This is a genomic window from Parasutterella excrementihominis YIT 11859 (genome assembly GCF_000205025.1).
Lineage (GTDB): Bacteria > Pseudomonadota > Gammaproteobacteria > Burkholderiales > Burkholderiaceae_F > Parasutterella > Parasutterella excrementihominis.
The window spans coordinates 1-17,760 of the sequence record NZ_GL883759.1 but is presented as its reverse complement, the minus strand read 5'-3'; the positions used below and the strand labels follow the sequence as shown (position 1 = coordinate 17,760).

Genomic DNA, 17,760 nt, shown 5'->3' with positions numbered 1-17,760 from the left:
TAAAAATTACTCTTGATTGTTGTCATCTGACGCGCCGTAATAATCTAAACTCCAGCGAACCTGGATTAAATCTGTTGGGCGAATATCTTGACCTTTGTTGAAAGCCAACATTTGATTATCAGCGCACCACCTAAAAACATCGTCTGCCAGCGAAACTATGTTTAGTCTGCCATCAGCAAGCTTTACGGCTCGTCTTAACTCTCTAAACAACCCCTCTTCTGTTCTGACTGCTAATAGTCGGCGAAAACGCAGCTCGCTCATTACGGGTGCTCCGCCATTCTTCTGAGCCATCCGTTCGGCAAATGAGAGGGTGGGATCATTTTCCGATACATGAGACACAACGCCGGCAATGATAGCCAGAGCCGTAAAACGCCAAGCGGCTTTTCCTTCCCACAGAGGTTTTAACTTAAATAGCAAATCCCGGAATCCTGAGGATGTGTAAACATCCAGCAGCGAAGAGCATCTACGCAAACTAGCTCTCTGCTGCCGATCTTCTTCCAAATTGTTATGCCAGCTGTTCAGCTTATTGGCATACTCGGTTCCTCGAATAAAGCTCATTTCGCCTCCTTAGGAGTAGATCTTGATTTGGCATAAAGACTCGCCAATAAATTTTTTCTTGCTTCCGAACACTCTTTGTAATCTTTTGGATTCATCTGAGAGGAAAAAGTTCTGTCATCAAAAAAAATCAGTGCAAATCGATTTATGTTTTTTATAAAAGCGCTGAGTGATTCTGAGTCGGAGTTTTTCTCGTCTAGTTCCCTAATCAAACCTAAAAACAGATTTTGAGTAAGATTCCAAAACTCAACGTCCAAATAAGAACACTCACGATTTAATTTACTGAATGCTCTTTTCAGCCCAAGAAGAGTCCGTGCAGCCTTGTCTTGAGCAACCTGTAAGGAAGACTGCATTTCTTTTGACAATAATTGGGGAAGATGATGCTCATACCAGCATCGTACTTTCATGTTGTCGAAGTCGTACCCGAATCCCCAAAGGCCGTGTTTTGTTTCAGTACCAATGTGATGTTTGAAAGTTTCCACAACCAGCGCAGGAATTTCTTTTGTATCCTTGCGGGTTGTTTCCTCATTTAAACCGAGCCAATCCTTCCAAACCAAGCCGCCCGGCTGAAGCTTTACGGAATTTAACTCTCCGGGAGTTTTTAACTTACATCTGTAGGGTGTCAGGGGATGAACCCAACCAGAATAGTTGATCCCGTAGTTTTGTACTTTCATTTTTGAAAGCAGCTGATCACTTTCTTCTCCGCAAAAATCACACCTCCCTTCTTCCAGATCCTCAAAATCGATCCGTACTCGGCGAGGCATTCCCCAGTATGCCTGAAGAGGATTAACTTGTTCCGGAGTCGTCTCGCTCCCTTTAGCTTTGCTGGTCCTTGTTTTTCCCATCCAAGGAAAAACCGCCGCATCAAATTCTTTAGGTACGGGCAGATTCGACTCAAACTCCGGCATAACATTGGCCCATAACTTGCGCCAAAGAGGAACATTTCGGTCGCCTTTGTAACTGTGAAGTTCAATTAGAGTGGTAAGCGGACCGCCTCCGCGAAGGCCGGTACGATACCCTTGTCCTCCAGAGGGAGCATTTAACTGCAAAGAAAATAGAGCCATTGCTGCACAATGAGGACAAAATCTTTTTTCTCCGCGCTTAATAAAAAAGTCTTTATTATGTTTTATGGTGTTCTCACCCGGAGATTCCGGAAGAAGCGCGGCCAGAGGAACCGCTTCTCCTTCCAGCTGGTCAAAATCCTGCATGAATGAAGGGCTCTGGGGACCAAAAATAAACGCCGGCCCGACCTTAGAAAATGCCTTAGCTAGATCCGCTTTTTCTAATCCTTCTTCCCAGATATCAAACCACGCGTCTTCATCCTCCGGCGCCAGGGTTGTTTGGATGAGGCCAATTAAAAACTGCCACAGTGCTGTTTGAAAATCGGCCCTCTCAGCCGCAATGTCCACAATCTCTTCGTCTAATATTTCAAGAGGTGAGATTTTTCTGACGACACCTTTCCTGTCTCGGACCGGTATCCATTGCTCTGATATTAGTGATATTTGCGTCAATTACTCCTCCTGTTTTTTGTTGTTTCCGACAAGCCCTTCTCTGTCCGTATAAAAATCGCAATTCTCCTCGACGAGGAGTACAAGGGAATAGTCCTTATTTTTTTTATGTTCTCTGCACCAGTCCTCCAAGCAGTCTTCAGACAGACCAATGCAGGCATTTTTGTTTTTCTCCCACCAGCCTCTCCGAACGGATAGTCTGCTCGACTCCCACGCCTCCGGACCGTCTCCTCCTGAATAGGGGATAATTTTTCCATTCGTATTCTGTGCCAGCCATATGTTAACTGACTCTGATGCCAGTCGGGTAGAAACATCACCCGCGAAATAGCTATCGTCAATGTCATCCGAAACGCCTGAATTCCAATCAGCAGAGCTCAGATCTTCCTGGAAGCTCACCGATGAATAGCCCGCCGAGAAAACGATTAAATTATTTTTTGCCATTGACCTAGCGGAGTATTCTTTACCACGGTCTTCGAGTGCGCTATCTTGTAATCCACTAGGAATATCTAAGCCATTACCGTAGACGGATTCAATCAAAAGCCGTGCATTATCTGGGAGCTGGATAGTTCCTTGTTCTCTCAAGACTTTCTGAGTTAACCAAAGTCGCGCATGATTCGGATAAACGTAGGCACCTGCATGAAACATTGCCGAATACCAATCTTGTTGGGGAGATTCCGCCCATCTAGGGGCCAAAATATGAAGAACCGGAGTTCCCCTCTCATCCGCTCCAGTATCCTTTACTCTCCCAGAAGCATCTCGATTATGCCGGTGCAGACGGCCTGACCTTTGTACCAGCAGGTCTATCGGAGCCAAGTCCGAAATCAACTCATCAGCATCTATGTCCAGTGACTGTTCGATGACCTGAGTTGCGATGACGATTTTCCCCGCTCGTTCAGAAGAGCTGCGTTTGCCTAGTTCTGACACCGCCTGCTCTTCGATTCTCTGTCTGTCGCTAAATGCGAATCTACTGTGGAAAAGTAGGATTTTTTCCGGATCAATTTTTTTAGAAGAAAGTAATGATCGAAACGCCCGTAGAGCATCATCAATGGTATTCCGAATCCAAACCACGCTTTTGCCTGAAGATGCCTTCTCGATAATGTATTCGATGCACTGTTTCTCTGAGGAGAGCCATGAAACATCGATATTTCTCGGGCGATTCGAGAGAACAGGTATCGATTCAATACCGTTCGAATCGGCCTTTGTAAATAAGGGATAGCTTAACGTCTCAACATCCGAATCTTTTGACGGTTCGACTGACAAGACAGATTGAAAAGCAGATAAATATTGGGTCCTTTGCGTCTGAGACATGGTCGCCGACAGCAGAATTATCGGGGCACCGTAATAAGCCAAGACACTAATTAACTGCTCTAACTCTTTACCCATGTACGCGTCGTAGGCGTGAACCTCGTCGACAATAAATACCTTTTTCTCCAGCCCCAAAAGCCTTAAGTTGTTATGCCGAAACTGCAAGACACCCATCAGGGCTTGATCGATCGTGCCGACGCCTACATCCGCCAAAAGCGCCTTTTTGCTGCTTTCGGCAAACCAACTCGCACAACCTGCGTAAACAGGAGTTTCGTTGTTAAACTCTGAGGAACCTTTTAACAGGTTATCCCATATTTTGCTGGTAAAGCCTTCCATTAACCGGCTGCGGCTATGAGCGAGAATGAGGCTCGGTTTTGAGCCGGGTAAGTACAATTTACTCAGAACATCAACCAACCTGGAGTACATAGCATTTGCCGTCGCCATGGTTGGAAGAGCATAAAAAATCCCATTCGCCCTCCCACTGCTCATCAGTCTCTTAGCCAATGTTAATGCAGCCTCTGTTTTCCCCGACCCTGTCAAATCTTCCAAAATAAACAATTGGGCTCCGATTTTGTTGAGTTGAATTTCCGTTGATACCTCTTGCAGAGGAGAGGGTGTGTGGATATAAGGAAATAGAGATCGGATATTTTGAAACTCTGAAACCTTGGGTGAAGGTGGAAGAATAGCCAAGGCACGTTCAGCTTCTGACAGAGCCTTTTCCCAATACACCTTAAGCGGAAATTCCTCATCAACCCATTGAAAGAATTTCTCGTTAGAGCCGATCCAATTGCAAAGAACTACCAATCCGGAGATTACCCAGGAGTAATACTTAGTCCTATGCCTAACCTCCTTTTGTTTAAAACAAACTGGGATTTCCGCTAAGGGAAAAAGTTTCAATGCCTCTTCTAAATATTGGAATGCGTCTTTCTTATTTTGAGAAGTGAAATTATTTAGATTTTCTTTCAGTTTAGGAGGAACACCATGATGTCCTGTTGTAACAGATATCCAAATGTCTAGGATTCCAGCTTTTCTTCCTGTACCCAACTCGGACTTTGGCAAAACTTTTTCTAATTTCTCAGGCTCTTCAAAAATCTCTCTCCAGAAAGCGTAACCCAAAACATCGTGCCTAAAATTCTGGCAGACAAGTTCACGGCAATCTTCCTGACCGCCTACCCAAACCTCCCTTTGAAACGAGCAAGCAAACTTTCCTATGTCATGAGAACTAAGAAGCCAAGCAAAAAACTGCGCTCCGCTTTCTCCTTCCAGACCAACTTGTTTGAGAGTATCAGCAGCTCCAAACAAATTATTGGTTACCATCAAATAACCGACGGCTGCCACATCGAGTAGGTGGCAAGGGAGTAAATGAATCCGCCCAACTCCCGAGATGTGGTCTTTTCTATATTTTGCCCAGTAGCGCATAAAATCAAAAGGGTAATTGTTCTTACGACATCGTATTACACTTTATTACATCGAAAACATGCAAGAAACTTTCATTATTTTGAAAGTTAGGTTGTCGGCTTAAAGGGTAATCATTTTTTACCTAGATAAAAATTCCAAATTTTTGGGGTGTTCACAACCTGAAGAAATCCTTGAGAAAATTGACTATTTCATTTTGATAGGATTAGGATCATTAAGTAGTCGAAAATTTCAACATAAAAGAGATGGTTAACCTCTCTTTAATTTTTTATTTGGTTATGAACCTGTCCGCAGGGTAAGAAATTCGAGATTTCGCAACTGGTTGAGATAACCGACAATTTCTAAATATCAAGTTGACAATAAAAGACAAGAAAAGCGGTTATTTATTAACGGAACTCCGTCCTTTGAGAGGATTTTTTCATAGACTGCTTTTTTGATCACTTCCGCCACGATCTTCACTATTAAGCCTACGACTGGACCTACTAGAAAAATCTTTGGCTCTTTTTGCTCACATCTGAGAGACCGGTACATCTCCTTCACGCGGGAGCTCTCTTTACAGGGGAATAAGGCCGACGCCGAGCGAGGCTCCTCCCCGCTTACGCGGGGAACTCTCATCGTTGGATGAAGCACCAATCACCAAACCCGGTTCATCCCCGCTTACGCGGGGAACTCTTTGCCTGTCATAAACTTTCCTTTGCCCTCTTCGGTTCATCCCCGCTTACGCGGGGAACTCTGACCGAGTTTCTTTGGCCTCGACTGTCTATGCGGTTCATCCCCGCTTACGCGGGGAACTCAGAAGGTCAGTCAATCCGAGCTGGCTCGGAGACGGTTCATCCCCGCTTACGCGGGGAACTCGGGTGAATCCAAGATGGGTTGGTGGGCGGATTCGGTTCATCCCCGCTTACGCGGGGAACTCACCGATGAGCTTTACTCGGCAGTGCGCCGTACCGGTTCATCCCCGCTTACGCGGGGAACTCGCTACTGATACTGTTTCTGTTACTGGCGGTTCATCCCCGCTTACGCGGGGAACTCAGCAGGAAACATTCGGCGCCCGCCAAAGGCCTCGGTTCATCCCCGCTTACGCGGGGAACTCTAATTCTTTAATTTCTTTTGAGGTTAACATGACGGTTCATCCCCGCTTACGCGGGGAACTCTGCTTGAGTGGGAGCGAGTCGATCCGTTCAACCGGTTCATCCCCGCTTACGCGGGGAACTCTGTCGAGCGAACTATACACGATTGTCAAGACACGGTTCATCCCCGCTTACGCGGGGAACTCCGCAGAACTGGTAGGCGTGCAGATTTCGCATACGGTTCATCCCCGCTTACGCGGGGAACTCACTTAAACAAGGCATAGAGCACCTTACTAACTCTAGCAAAGATTTCCTATCGGAAAAATATGCAAAGAACCCTGAGACTGTTTTGAATCATTTCAAGAACAGTTCCCTGGATTAGAAAATTTCAGAGCCATTTAATTTCAAAGACAAATGCTCTGCTGACCTGAAAGAGGATAATAACGTTTACAGAAGGCTGGGGTTCAGAATCTGTTCCATCCTGACTTCAATTAATTGGATTTAATAGATGAGGTGGTGGCCCCAACTGGACTTGAACCAGTGACCAATCGATTATGAGTCGACTGCTCTAACCAACTGAGCTATGGGGCCTAATGATGAAGAGATCACCATTGTGCAGAAGTGCAATTCTATCAGAACTTCTAATGATTCGTTTTTAACCTTTCCTTCTCAAAAGACTGAGGCGTTGTCATAAATAGAATTAAGAAGGTGGTGGCCCCAACTGGACTTGAACCAGGAACCAGTGAGACACGAGAAAAAACTCTTCTATATCAATTCCGTAGTTAGCCGAACATAGATAAACATCTCCGAGTTCTAAAAGAACCTACATAGCACAACAAACTGTTAATCAGTCCGACTCCAGATAAAGCAAAGGCCGGAAAATTCCGGCCCCTACTTCGTGTTTTTAAATCTTAGTTATTGCTTCCGCCTTCCATGAAGCTCTTCAACTTATCCGAACGGCTTGGATGACGAAGCTTACGAAGGGCTTTGGCCTCAATCTGACGAATTCTTTCACGAGTAACATCGAACTGACGGCCGACCTCCTCCAACGTGTGGTCGGTGCTCATTTCAATGCCGAAACGCATTCTTAGAACCTTGGCTTCTCTCGGAGTCAGAGAATCCAGAACTTCCTTAGTGATCTCGGTAAGACTGGACTGCTGAGCGGCTTCCGCAGGAGCAACAGTTCCGAAGTCCTCCAAGAAATCTCCAAGATGCGAATCCTCGTCGTCACCGATCGGGGTTTCCATAGAAATCGGTTCCTTAGCGATCTTCAGGATCTTACGGATCTTATCTTCCGGCATATCCATTTTCTCAGCCAACTCTGCTGGATCCGGCTCAACACCGGTTTCCTGGAGGATTTGGCGAGAAATACGGTTCATCTTGTTGATGGTTTCAATCATGTGAACCGGAATACGAATGGTTCTGGCCTGGTCAGCAATAGATCTCGTAATAGCCTGACGAATCCACCATGTGGCATAAGTAGAGAACTTATATCCGCGGCGATATTCGAACTTATCAACAGCTTTCATCAAGCCGACGTTGCCTTCCTGAATCAGATCGAGGAACTGCAAACCGCGGTTGGTGTATTTCTTAGCAATAGAAATCACCAGACGAAGGTTAGCTTCGGTCATTTCGCGCTTAGCTTTTCTAGCCTTAGCCTCACCGGTTGCCATCTGGTTGTAAACGTCCTTCAGATCCTTCAGAGGCAGCGTTACAGCATTCTGAATATTCTGAAGCTGCTGCTGGAGATGCTGAATTTCAGGAAGCTTACGTTTGACGTCGATTGCGTAAGGCTTATCGCTCTCAGCAATTGCCTGAGACCATGCCAAGTTCGTTTCGTTGTCAAGGAATTCCTTGAGGAACAGCTCACGCGGCATCTTTGCACGATTGACGACGATGTCGTAAATACGGCTTTCGTACTTACGAACTTCTTCAACCTGCGTTTTCAGCATGGTGCACAAGCGTTCAACAGTGTTAGCTGTAAAGCGCAGAGAAAGCAGTTCTTCCTGGATTGCATCCTGGGCCTTAATAAAGGCAGGAGAACGGTAACCTTCAGCCTCGTAGGCATGCTTCAGATCTTGATAAAGCTCTTTGCAGTGGTCGAGTTTGGCAAGAACGACTGTCTTGAGTTCGTCAATCTGACCTGCCGTCATACCGGAAGCACCAATGTCCGTGCTTTCGTCGTCTTCAGCCACCTGCTCGCTGGCTTCTTCATCCAAACCGTCAACCAAGCCGTCCACGATCTGGTCGATCTGCATTGTGCCGTTTCTGACCTTTTCAGCGTCTTCCAAAATAGCAACGATCGTTGTCGGGCAGCCGGAAATAGCGTGAACCATGTGCTTCAAGCCGTCTTCAATTCGCTTTGCGATTTCAATTTCGCCTTCGCGAGTCAGAAGCTCGACGGAACCCATTTCTCTCATATACATTCTGACAGGGTCAGTCGTACGGCCAAATTCGCTGTCGACGGTGGCCAAAGCAGCTTCAGCTTCTTCTTCCGCTGCGTCGTCGCTGGCAGTCGGAACAGAATCGCCGATGAGCAAATCGTCTGCGGTCGGGGCCTGTTCGTAAACCTGAATACCCAAGTCAGCCAATGTCGAAATGATCTGGTCGATCTGATCCGGATCGACGATATTTTCCGGCATGTGGTCGTTAACTTCAGAGTAAGTCAGATAGCCTCTTTCCTTACCCATGCGAATTAACGCCTTAAGCTTGTTCAAACGAGTTTCTTTATCGTCTTCTTCATGATGAGCATAGCTACGGTTCAAGGCTTCTTTCATTGCCTTGTCACGTGCCTTGCCTTTTCCGCGAACAGAAGCCGGCGGAACATAGGACTCAGCGATTGCGACTTCTTCATCGATGGAGTCGTCGTCGCTATCACCAACCAAGTCGTCCTCAGTTGTCTCAACTTTTGCTTTTCTGCCGGGACGGCCGCGTTTGGCCTCAGGTTTTGCCTTTGCCGTTGTCTTTTTAGCAGCTGTTTTCTTAGCAGGAGCTTTTGCGGCTACGGCTTCGCCAGCAGTTTCGTCAGCTGCGGCAGATTTAGCTGCTGTCTTTCGAGTTGTCTTTTTTACGGGGGTTTCTTCAGCAGCTTTAGAAGGTGTGGCTTTAGCCGCCGATGCCTTTCTCGTCGTTTTTTTAACCGGTTCTGCCGTCACTTCGGCAACCGTTTCTTCAGCAGCTGCCTTCTGAGTACGAGTTCTCTTTGCAGCTGTAGCTTTCGTTGCCGTTGTTTTAGCGGCTGTTTTCTTTGCAGCGGTCTTGGTTGCTGCAGTAGTTTCGGCTGCTCCTACTTTTTCTGTAGTATCAGCGCCTGCATTCGTAGTTGTCTTCTTAGTTGTTTTTTTGGCTGTTGCCATGTTCCACCTTATGATGACTACGCATCAAACGATCGAAAAAACAAAAGCGGAAAAAATGCACCGCAAAACTGCTCGTGTAAAATTCCGCCTGTCTTTAACGAATTAACCTGAAACGGCCGGTCGAAGGAAGCAAAAAATTTCAGCGGCCATAGCGTTGGACCGATACGTAAATCCTTCAACACCCGACTCAATTTCAGGGTTTTTAAAGCGCCTCCGATCTATCCTCGATCTCCTGGGCGCGCAAATAGCCCTACCGACTATTTTGGTAAGGTAATTTTACCATACCTGTCAAGGCCCTTCCCTTAATTTTTGCGAATTCGTCGCAAATTGAGGAGTTTTTTGATAATCAGCTTAGGAGAATGTCGGGTAGGTTTTGCGAAGAACTTTTTCGACGAGAATGCCCCATACCGGAAGCATCCAAAGGAAGACCGCTGCAATAACGCAGCTTTGAGGCGCGCCGATCGTTGCCACAGGTACAGCACCGGCGATGGACCATGGAATCAACGGGGCAATGACAATTGCGGTGTTTTCCAATGAAGCGGCCATTTTGATTTTATCCGGCTGGATCTTATTGCAAAGCTGCTCGGTCAAAATAACTGCAAGCATCTGGTTGCAGGATAAAGCAGCCGTCGCCAAGGCGGTCAGCGTAATTGTCAGGAAAACGCCTGCCTTCGCACCGAGATAAGCAATGCCGCTTTCTAAACGTCTCAGCATCCCCGTCAACTCAAAAATCCCGGCAAACGTGCAGGAGATAGAGATGATGCAGCAAACCTGAATCATCGAAAGAACTCCGCCGCCGTTCATGAGACGCCCCACTTCAGGGGAAGCTGCCTGATATCCGCTGAATAAAATCTTGCAAAGTTCAATAGAACCTAAATCTCTCAAGAAAAGCGCTGTGACGAAAGCCGATGCGATACTCGCGATCATAGTGAGCTTAATGTCGGCCTTGAGCATGACCATCGTTAACAGAACGATGGCCGGAATCAAGGTCCAAGCAGACAGAATGTATTCCTGACTAAAAAGTTTTGTCAGGTCAATATCCGCGGCTTGGGCGCCCTGCCCGTTTCCTACAAAAAAGTAAATGAGACACGCAAGGAGGAACGGGATCAACCCAGTCCTCAGCATATTTTTAATGTTTTTATAGAGCTCCGTACCGGTAACAGCACAGACTAATTGCGCGCTGGTCGATACCGGAGAGCAGCGATCTCCTACATATGCACCGGCAAGAGCAGCTCCGCCGGCCCAAAACGGAGAGACGCCCATACCGACACACAGCGACATGGTAACTACACCCATCGTTGCCGCGGTACCAAAAGAAGTCCCGATCAGAGAACTCAAGGCGGCATTCAAAATAAAGGTGCCCAGGAGACTCCAAGAAGGAGAAATGATCTCGGAGGCATAGCTGACAAGGTAGGCGATCGTTCCGCTGGCTCGCCAGGACGCGGTCAACGCTCCGATTAAGAGCATCACTATGATGATGTTGCTGATCTTGGCAATGCTTTGACGGCAAGCCTTTCCGATTTCCTGCAGGCTAAAGCCGCGATAAAGGGCATAGCCGCAGAAAAGGAAAAACGCGAAAATCAGCGCGTAGAGGATCGATGTGCCTGTGAAGAGACAATAAAAAAGAGAGGCGCAAAAACTGCCGACTGTCAGAACTTCTAACATTCTTACTTCTCTCGTTTTCTCAGCAGAATATCGTTAATACCCGCATCAATGGATTTGATTTCTTTCTGGAGATCCTGATCGAGCTGCATCAAGTCTCTGAAAACTTTTCTGTCAGCGTCATCTAAGTTGCCCTTTGTCGACAAAGCCCGACGCTGCACCTCGACGCGATTCAGCTCCATCTGAAGAAGGATACGGCGGCATTCCAATCGCGCTGCTTCCAGCGGTGTTTGAAGTATCTGTCCTTGACTCAGCCCTTTTCGAATGACCGAATCAATGCCCTCTTCCAGTAAGAAGGTGGAAATCATTGAACGGGCCGAATCCATTTCTTTTTCGAAATTTTCATCGGCAGGTCCCGGAAGGTCAGCCAGGAACTGGGCAAGCGTGTGGCCGCTCTCATCCTCGTGCGTCACTCGCTCAATCACTTTGAACAACAATTCCGAAACCGGAGAATTGCTCTCAGACAGCTGCTCGGCGAGCATGCCTTCAAATTCCAGGGCCAGCTGAGGAAAACGCAGAAAGTTTCTTAGGAGTGCCATTAAAGGGGCGTCTGCCTTCGGAGGAATACTTCGTCCGGTCGACGTCGGAATCCGCGGCGTCTTATACCGGTCGTAGCCTCTTCCGAAGCTGTATCGCTGATTGCCAAAGCCGCTGGGTCTCTGAGGAGCCGCCGGCGGCAACACAGGAAAACCGAAATATTTACGGAGTTCGTCGGAATTCTTATAGCCGACTGCCGTGCTCAAACGTTCGATTAAGCCATCGCGCAGAAGCGGACTTTTTGTCTTACGAACGAGCGGAGATGCTTCTTCAATAAATGCGTTGCGGTCTTCAAGAACGGCTAAATCCAGTCCTTGAGACAATGCTTCAATCAGGTAACTGGAAAGCGGCAGCGCCTTTTTGAGCATCTCTTCGAAGGCGGGAGCGCCGGACTTCTTGACCAAACTGTCGGGATCTTCGCCCTCGGGCAGGAACACAAAACTGACTTTCTGAGCATCATCCAAGAGCGGAAGCGACAAATCCATCGCGCGCTTTGCCGCCTTACGCCCTGCCGCATCTCCGTCAAACGAGAAAATGACGTGATCGGTCATCTTAAGAAGGCGTTCAATATGCTCAGCTCGAATCGCTGTACCCAGTGGTGCACAGGCCTCTCCGAATCCGGCTTGAGAAAGCTGAATCACATCCATCTGGCCTTCGACCACGATGACGCGCTTTTTATCCTGAATGCTTTTGCGCGCTTCGTACAAACCGAAGACTTCGGAGCCTTTCGTAAAAATCGGAGTGTCGCCTGTGTTGATGTATTTAGGCTCTTCCCCGATCATGGTTCGCGCACTAAATGCAATGACTTGTCCGCGAATATTGCGGATCGGGAACATCAGGCGGTTGCGGAAGAAATCGTAGACATTTCCGCTTTGACCAGTTCGCTGAAGACCGGCCTCTAACAGCAAGGGCTTGAGATCAGGAGAGAAGACGGCGTCTAAGTTATGCCAGGCATCCGGCGAAAAACCGATTCCGAAACGCTCGATGGTTTCGTCTTTGAGTCCGCGGTCATGGAGATAATCTTGTGAGAACTTGTCGCTGTTGAATTTATCGCGGTAAAACTCCATTGCCCTCTGCATAATCTCGGACAAACGCGGTTTACCGCTCTTGGGTTTTGGTGCGCCGCCTTCATAGCGAACCTGCATGCTGAATTCGGAGGCAAGTTTTTCGACCGCATCGACAAACGGAAGATTCTCATACTTCATTAAGAAGCTGATGGCGTTGCCGTGTTCTCCGCAGCCGAAGCAGTGATAGAAGCCGCGTTCGCGGTTCACCGAAAAGCTGGGACTTTTTTCATTATGAAAAGGGCAGCATGCCCAGGCCGAAGCTCCTTTTTGCTGCAAAGGAACTCTTCGGTTGACGACCTCGTAAATGTCTGCTCGGTCAAGCAGTTCTTTAATAAAAGACTGTGCGATCAAGAATCAAACTCTCACAAGAAAAGGCGGGGGACGGAAACTGTTTTGAAAGATCCGGCCGCTATAAACAAAAAGACGTCCCGCAGGACGTCTTTTATAAAATCTCCCAGCTTACTGAGCCAGTCTTGCCTTAAGCAGTGCGGAAACTCTGCCCATGTCAGCTTTGCCTGCAACCTTCGGCTTGATCATTCCCATGGCTTTGCCCATGGCGGCCGAGCCGCTGAGTCCGGCGGAAGTCACAACCTCATCAACGATTTTCTGAATTTCTTCATCAGAAAGCTGGGCGGGCAAATAGACTTCGAACGTCTTAATTTCCGCTGACTCTTTATCAGCCAAATCTTTACGATTCCCGGCCAGATATTGTTCAACTGAGTCTTTGCGCTGCTTGATCAATTTTGCAATGATCTGCTGAATGACAGCATTATCTGCGGTGATCTGCTCGTCGACTTCTTTCTGTTTGATCGAAGAAAGAAGCATACGAAGCGCGCTCAGTTTCTCTTTGTCATGAGCGCGCATCGCGTCGCGCATATCAGAGGTGATCTGGTCTTTTAAACTCATAACTGCCTCTGTTTTGAAGTGCTTGAAGAATTAGTAGAGCTTCTTCGGGAGCATCATGCTACGAAGACGCTTGTAGTGACGCTTGATAGCGGCAGCTTTTTTGCGTTTGCGTTCAGCAGTCGGTTTTTCATAGAATTCGCGAGCGCGAAGTTCAGTTAAAAGACCGCTCTTTTCGATCGTGCGCTTAAAGCGACGAAGAGCTACTTCAAAAGGTTCGTTTTCTTTAACACGGATTGTGGGCATCGAGCACCTAAACTAAATAACTGTTTAAAAATAGTTTCTTGGTTGAGTACGCGGAATGCACAGGCCTTCCCCTACTCGAAAGTCAGCAATTCTAATGCATTTTTCACTTCCGTGCCTTAACTATCTCATTTAAGTAACAATTTATTTGACCCGAGAGTGCGGAAAGACGGTCGTTTTCTCAACCGAAAAGATCGATTTGAGCAGATAACGCGGCACCTATTTTTCTCGCGACCCACAATAGATTCTTCTTTTGCTGAAGGAGCAGAAAAATGGACAATGATTACTCATGGACAAAATTTAATCCTGCGGCCGCACGAAAACTTTGTGCGTACTCCGACCGCAGGGAGGAACTCTTAACCTGGCTTTATTCAGCACTTCCTGAAGAAACGAATTACCTTCATGGTCCGAACCACAAAAAGCTGACGGATATCGATCCTTTCACGGTCTTCGGCGTGATGAACCGTCACATCTCTCAGGAAAAGAAAGCTGAAGTTGCAAAGAGTTTCAAAATTTTCTTTAAAGTTGACGAGCCTTCACCGACGGACTTCCACGGCGTTTCTCCGCTCAACAACGAAAACTCGATGTTTTTCGGTTTCAAGGACGGCAAGACCAAAGAGGACATTAATAATCTGTGGACTTTGTTCTTAGGCCTTTTCGGCAAGAACGATCAGGTTGCCGGTCTCTTTAATGAGATGACGCGTCATCAGTACGGGATCAAGTTCAACTTGACCATGGGTATGTATTGGGTCTGCCCGACTAAATATTTTCCTTTGGACGGTCCGAGCCGCAAATATCTCAATGCCAGAGGCGTTGCCGTTTCCGAACAAGTTCCGACTTACGATGAATTTGTGAAGATCAGTGAAGAAGTCAGACAAAAACTTTGCGGCGACTCAACGGCAGACGATGCATTTGCCATCGTAACCCGCGATATCTACTACAGCACCCACAAGGCTCAGTAAGGCTAAAATTTGAACTTAGCTTATTTCCTTCGACGACAAAGAGAATGCTGATCCTCGGAATTGAATCTTCCTGTGACGAAACGGGTGTTGCCCTTTACGACACGGACAAAGGTCTTATTGCAGATGCACTTCATACGCAAATCGAAATGCATCGTTTATACGGCGGCGTCGTGCCCGAACTTGCCAGCCGCGACCACATTCGCCGCATTATTCCTTTGCTCAACGAGGTAATGAAAAAAGCCGGTAAGACACCGCAGGATTTGGATGCCGTTGCTGTTACGGAAGGTCCGGGACTTGCCGGGGCACTCCTCGTCGGAAATTCCGTGGCTTACGGTATCGGGCTTGCGCTGAATATTTCTGTAGTCGGTATTCATCACTTGGAAGGACACCTTCTCTCTTCGCTTTTAGCTGAGGATAAACCGTCGTTTCCTTTCGTTGCCCTGCTTGTTTCAGGCGGACACACTCAAATTATGGAAGTTCGCGCCTTAGGCGACTACGAGCTGCTGGGAGAAACGCTGGATGATGCGGCCGGAGAGGCTTTCGATAAAACGGCACAGGCGCTCGGCTATTCTTATCCGGGCGGTCCTGCCGTCTCTGCTTTGGCTGAGAAAGGCACGCCCGGCGCCATTGAGCTGCCGAGACCTTTGATTCACGCACCGAACTTGGATTTCAGTTTTTCCGGTCTTAAGACAGCGGTTATGAACACGGTCCGCAAAGAACCGAAGCCTTTGTCTCAGGAATTCAAAAACAATCTGGCGCGAGCCTTTGTTGATTCCGTCACAGATGTTCTGGTGACGAAGTGTCTGAAAGCACTCAAGAAAACCGGCAATAAATCGCTGGTGGCCGCAGGCGGTGTCAGCGCGAACAAACAGCTTCGAGCTCGTTTAACGGAAGCCTGCCGGAGACGCGGCGTCAAAGTCTTCTTCCCGCCCCAGAATCTTTGTACAGATAACGGCGCGATGATTGCAGCTGCCGCAGGTGCTCACTTAGCGGAAATTAAAGATTTAAGGAATAAGAAACAGGGCGGATTTTCTATTAAGCCGAGATGGTCGCTGGAGCATCCGAACGATAACGATTAGTGGCGGCGGGGACCGGAAGATTCCGGTCGAACTCCGCAAATACCGTACTTAGCAAAAGAGCCGGGATCAAAAACCCCGGCTCTTTCCATATCTTTCCAAAACTTACTGCTGAAGACTACTTTTCAATCGCGCATCCGACTTCGACGGCGCCCAATTGATCCTTCAGCACTTTCGGATCAATCTTGACGTTATAACCGCGCCTGCCGCCGTTGATATAAATAAACGGCAAACCCAAAATTGTTTTTTCGACGTAGACCGGCATGTTCTTCTTTGTACCGAACGGCGAGGTTCCCCCGACTTGATAGCCGGAATTTTTTTCGGCGATTGCAGGCTTGCAAGGTTCGATATGTTTACGGTTCGTTTGACGAGCCAGGTTCTTAGTGGAGACTTCGCGGTCACCGTGCATCAGGATGACAAGCGGTTTTTCATGTTCGTCCTGCATGATGAGCGTCTTTACGACGTTGTGTTCATCCACACCGAAACACGCGGCCGCCTGAGCCGTGCCGCCGTGTTCCACGTATTCATAAATTCCGTCTTCGAAAGGCACTTTATGCTGCTTCAGCCACATAGTTGCCGGGGTGGCAGAAACATGTTCTTTTTTACTCATTCAAACTCCTCACATGTTTTGCTGTTCGTGCTTGAGAAGCCAACATTTTATTGAGAGATTGTCGGCGGAATGCGCGAATCCGCCCAAATTGCTCTTTCCGACAACACGATGGCAACCGACAAAAATCGGCAGCGGATTGTCTCCGCAGGCGGAACCCACAGCACGAGGAGAGCTGTTGAGGTTATCAGCAATTTGTCCGTAGGTCACGGTATCACCGGCTTTAACCTTGGCAATCTCCTTCCAAACCTGACAGCGAAATTCCGTGCCGTCCTCACTGGGCTTCCAATTGTCCAAGGCTTGTACACTGCCTCCCAAATAAGACTTCAGGGCCTTAACCGCCTTATGTTCGGCAAAACTTCCGAGATCTTCTTCGACAGCTTCTTCAGACAACTCGCATCTGACAAGCTCATCACCTTCAAATGTCAAAAGGATCGAACCGAACGGAGCATTCAAACAAGCCTGATTACTTTTGATTGTCACGAGCATTCTCCAAGTCCTTCTTCCACAAGCCCTTCGGCAGCGGGAACTTCACGTCTTCCTGCTGTCCGGTCATGGTTCCGACTTCGTCGGCGCCCAGTGTTTTGAGTTTCTCGACGATTTCGTCGACCAAGATTTCCGGGGCGCTGGCGCCAGCCGTAATGCCGACCCTTTCTATGCCTTCAAACCAGTCAGGATTAATTTCACCTGCATCGTCCAACAAGTAAGCCTTTGTGCCGGCGCCTTCGGCGACTTCTCTCAATCGATTGGAATTCGAGCTGCTCTTTGAGCCGACCACCAGTACGAGATCTACGCGGCGGGCCAACTCTTTAACCGCGTCCTGACGGTTCTGGGTGGCGTAGCAAATGTCTGCTTTTTTAGGCTCTGCAACCAGGGGAAAGCGCTTTTTTAATTCCTGAATCAGCTCCTTGGCATCATCGTAGGAAATCGTTGTCTGACTAACGTAGGCGACTTTTTCCGGGTTCTCGACCTCAAGATCCCAGACCTGAGCAGGTTTTTCAATGACATTGATTTCCGAGTCAACCTGTCCGACCGTCCCTTCTACCTCTGGGTGGCCGGCATGTCCGATCATGATGATGCGGTAGCCCTGCTTATGCATCTTGGTGACTTCCATATGAACTTTGGTCACGAGAGGGCAGGTCGCATCGTAAATGGTCAGATCCCGGGCTCTGGCTTTTTCTTCAACTGATTTCGGTACGCCGTGTGCGGAAAACACGAGAACCGAACCGTCAGGCACTTCGTCAATTTCATTTACAAAAATCGAGCCTTTTTCTCTCAGTGAATTAACCACGTGTTTGTTATGGACGATTTCATGGCGGACGTAGATCGGCGCACCATGCACTGCAAGTGCTCTTTCGACAATCGCAATCGCGCGATCAACACCGGCGCAGAAGCCTCTTGGTTGGGCCAGCAGAATTTTCATATTTTTTAACGGAAAAAACAGATCAAATGTTCTTACATATTAATTAAAGGTTTCTCAATTATTTGTACTA

Annotated in this window: 13 protein-coding genes, 1 tRNA gene and 1 CRISPR repeat array; of the genes, 2 read left to right on the top strand and 12 right to left on the bottom strand. The window is 47.8% G+C overall.

The annotated features are described in order from the left end of the window. Positions 1-6: 6 nt before the first annotated feature. The 9 genes from casB to rpsU form a co-directional block, all read right to left on the bottom strand. Positions 7-558: a type I-E CRISPR-associated protein Cse2/CasB gene (gene casB, locus HMPREF9439_RS11255; RefSeq protein WP_008864957.1), complete on the bottom strand. Its 552-nt coding sequence runs from the start codon at positions 556-558 to the stop codon at positions 7-9. Continuing rightward, complete coding sequence (gene casA / locus HMPREF9439_RS11250; protein WP_008864956.1) at positions 555-2,066, bottom strand: type I-E CRISPR-associated protein Cse1/CasA; 1,512 nt, start codon at positions 2,064-2,066, stop codon at positions 555-557. Before casA ends, casB begins: the two co-directional genes overlap by 4 nt. Beyond that, positions 2,067-4,787 (bottom strand): CRISPR-associated helicase/endonuclease Cas3, encoded by a 2,721-nt coding sequence (locus tag HMPREF9439_RS11245; protein ID WP_008864955.1) that lies wholly within the window; start codon positions 4,785-4,787, stop codon positions 2,067-2,069. It abuts the gene before it with no gap. Between the two features lie 579 nt (positions 4,788-5,366). Further along, a CRISPR array of direct repeats spans positions 5,367-6,121; the repeat unit is 29 nt; unit sequence CGGTTCATCCCCGCTTACGCGGGGAACTC. A 247-nt stretch (positions 6,122-6,368) separates the two neighbouring features. Beyond that, positions 6,369-6,445 (bottom strand) — tRNA-Ile (locus tag HMPREF9439_RS11240). A 320-nt stretch (positions 6,446-6,765) separates the two neighbouring features. Next, positions 6,766-9,210 carry an RNA polymerase sigma factor RpoD gene (gene rpoD, locus HMPREF9439_RS11235; RefSeq protein WP_008864952.1) on the bottom strand — a complete coding sequence of 815 codons (2,445 nt, stop codon included), beginning with the start codon at positions 9,208-9,210 and terminating at the stop codon, positions 6,766-6,768. Between the two features lie 351 nt (positions 9,211-9,561). After that, on the bottom strand, positions 9,562-10,875 hold the full coding sequence (locus tag HMPREF9439_RS11230) for a Na+/H+ antiporter NhaC family protein (protein WP_008864950.1): 1,314 nt from the start codon (positions 10,873-10,875) through the stop codon (positions 9,562-9,564). A gap of 2 nt (positions 10,876-10,877) precedes the next feature. Next, positions 10,878-12,827, bottom strand: a complete 1,950-nt coding sequence (dnaG, locus tag HMPREF9439_RS11225; RefSeq protein WP_008864949.1) for a DNA primase — start codon at positions 12,825-12,827, stop codon at positions 10,878-10,880. Between the two features lie 108 nt (positions 12,828-12,935). Continuing rightward, positions 12,936-13,382 carry a GatB/YqeY domain-containing protein gene (locus HMPREF9439_RS11220; protein ID WP_008864948.1) on the bottom strand — a complete coding sequence of 149 codons (447 nt, stop codon included), beginning with the start codon at positions 13,380-13,382 and terminating at the stop codon, positions 12,936-12,938. Positions 13,383-13,412: 30 nt separating this feature from the next. Continuing rightward, on the bottom strand, positions 13,413-13,625 hold the full coding sequence (gene rpsU, locus HMPREF9439_RS11215) for a 30S ribosomal protein S21 (RefSeq protein WP_008811706.1): 213 nt from the start codon (positions 13,623-13,625) through the stop codon (positions 13,413-13,415). 269 nt (positions 13,626-13,894) lie between these two features. Here rpsU and HMPREF9439_RS11210 point away from each other — a divergent pair, with 269 nt between their 5' ends. Then, positions 13,895-14,584, top strand: coding sequence for a hypothetical protein (locus HMPREF9439_RS11210; RefSeq protein ID WP_008864947.1), 690 nt, complete (start codon positions 13,895-13,897; stop codon positions 14,582-14,584). A 44-nt stretch (positions 14,585-14,628) separates the two neighbouring features. Further along, on the top strand, positions 14,629-15,663 hold the full coding sequence (tsaD, locus tag HMPREF9439_RS11205; RefSeq protein ID WP_008811704.1) for a tRNA (adenosine(37)-N6)-threonylcarbamoyltransferase complex transferase subunit TsaD: 1,035 nt from the start codon (positions 14,629-14,631) through the stop codon (positions 15,661-15,663). Positions 15,664-15,778: 115 nt separating this feature from the next. Here the strand turns inward: tsaD and HMPREF9439_RS11200 are convergent, their stop codons facing one another. Genes HMPREF9439_RS11200 through ispH form a run of 3 tightly spaced genes read right to left on the bottom strand, consistent with a single transcriptional unit; the run spans position 15,779 to position 17,690 of the window. Further along, the gene (locus HMPREF9439_RS11200) at positions 15,779-16,270 is read right to left on the bottom strand and encodes an aminoacyl-tRNA deacylase (RefSeq protein WP_008811703.1); all 492 of its coding nucleotides are present in this window, start codon (positions 16,268-16,270) and stop codon (positions 15,779-15,781) included. Positions 16,271-16,279: 9 nt separating this feature from the next. Continuing rightward, complete coding sequence (locus HMPREF9439_RS11195) at positions 16,280-16,756, bottom strand: methylated-DNA--[protein]-cysteine S-methyltransferase (RefSeq protein ID WP_008864946.1); 477 nt, start codon at positions 16,754-16,756, stop codon at positions 16,280-16,282. Next, positions 16,734-17,690, bottom strand: a complete 957-nt coding sequence (ispH, locus tag HMPREF9439_RS11190) for a 4-hydroxy-3-methylbut-2-enyl diphosphate reductase (RefSeq protein WP_008811701.1) — start codon at positions 17,688-17,690, stop codon at positions 16,734-16,736. The genes HMPREF9439_RS11195 and ispH overlap by 23 nt, the downstream gene beginning before the upstream one ends. Positions 17,691-17,760: the final 70 nt, after the last annotated feature.

Excerpts from the sequence above, each read along its gene's own strand:
- HMPREF9439_RS11220 (WP_008864948.1), bottom strand. The coding sequence starts at position 13,382 with ATGAGTTTAAAAGACCAGATCACCTCTGATATGCGCGACGCGATGCGC.
- HMPREF9439_RS11230 (WP_008864950.1), bottom strand. The coding sequence starts at position 10,875 with ATGTTAGAAGTTCTGACAGTCGGCAGTTTTTGCGCCTCTCTTTTTTAT.
- tsaD (WP_008811704.1), top strand. The coding sequence starts at position 14,629 with ATGCTGATCCTCGGAATTGAATCTTCCTGTGACGAAACGGGTGTTGCC.
- HMPREF9439_RS11195 (WP_008864946.1), bottom strand. The coding sequence starts at position 16,756 with ATGCTCGTGACAATCAAAAGTAATCAGGCTTGTTTGAATGCTCCGTTC.
- HMPREF9439_RS11200 (WP_008811703.1), bottom strand. The coding sequence starts at position 16,270 with ATGAGTAAAAAAGAACATGTTTCTGCCACCCCGGCAACTATGTGGCTG.
- HMPREF9439_RS11245 (WP_008864955.1), bottom strand. The coding sequence starts at position 4,787 with ATGCGCTACTGGGCAAAATATAGAAAAGACCACATCTCGGGAGTTGGG.
- rpoD (WP_008864952.1), bottom strand. The coding sequence starts at position 9,210 with ATGGCAACAGCCAAAAAAACAACTAAGAAGACAACTACGAATGCAGGC.
- rpsU (WP_008811706.1), bottom strand. The coding sequence starts at position 13,625 with ATGCCCACAATCCGTGTTAAAGAAAACGAACCTTTTGAAGTAGCTCTT.
- casB (WP_008864957.1), bottom strand. The coding sequence starts at position 558 with ATGAGCTTTATTCGAGGAACCGAGTATGCCAATAAGCTGAACAGCTGG.
- HMPREF9439_RS11210 (WP_008864947.1), top strand. The coding sequence starts at position 13,895 with ATGGACAATGATTACTCATGGACAAAATTTAATCCTGCGGCCGCACGA.
- ispH (WP_008811701.1), bottom strand. The coding sequence starts at position 17,690 with ATGAAAATTCTGCTGGCCCAACCAAGAGGCTTCTGCGCCGGTGTTGAT.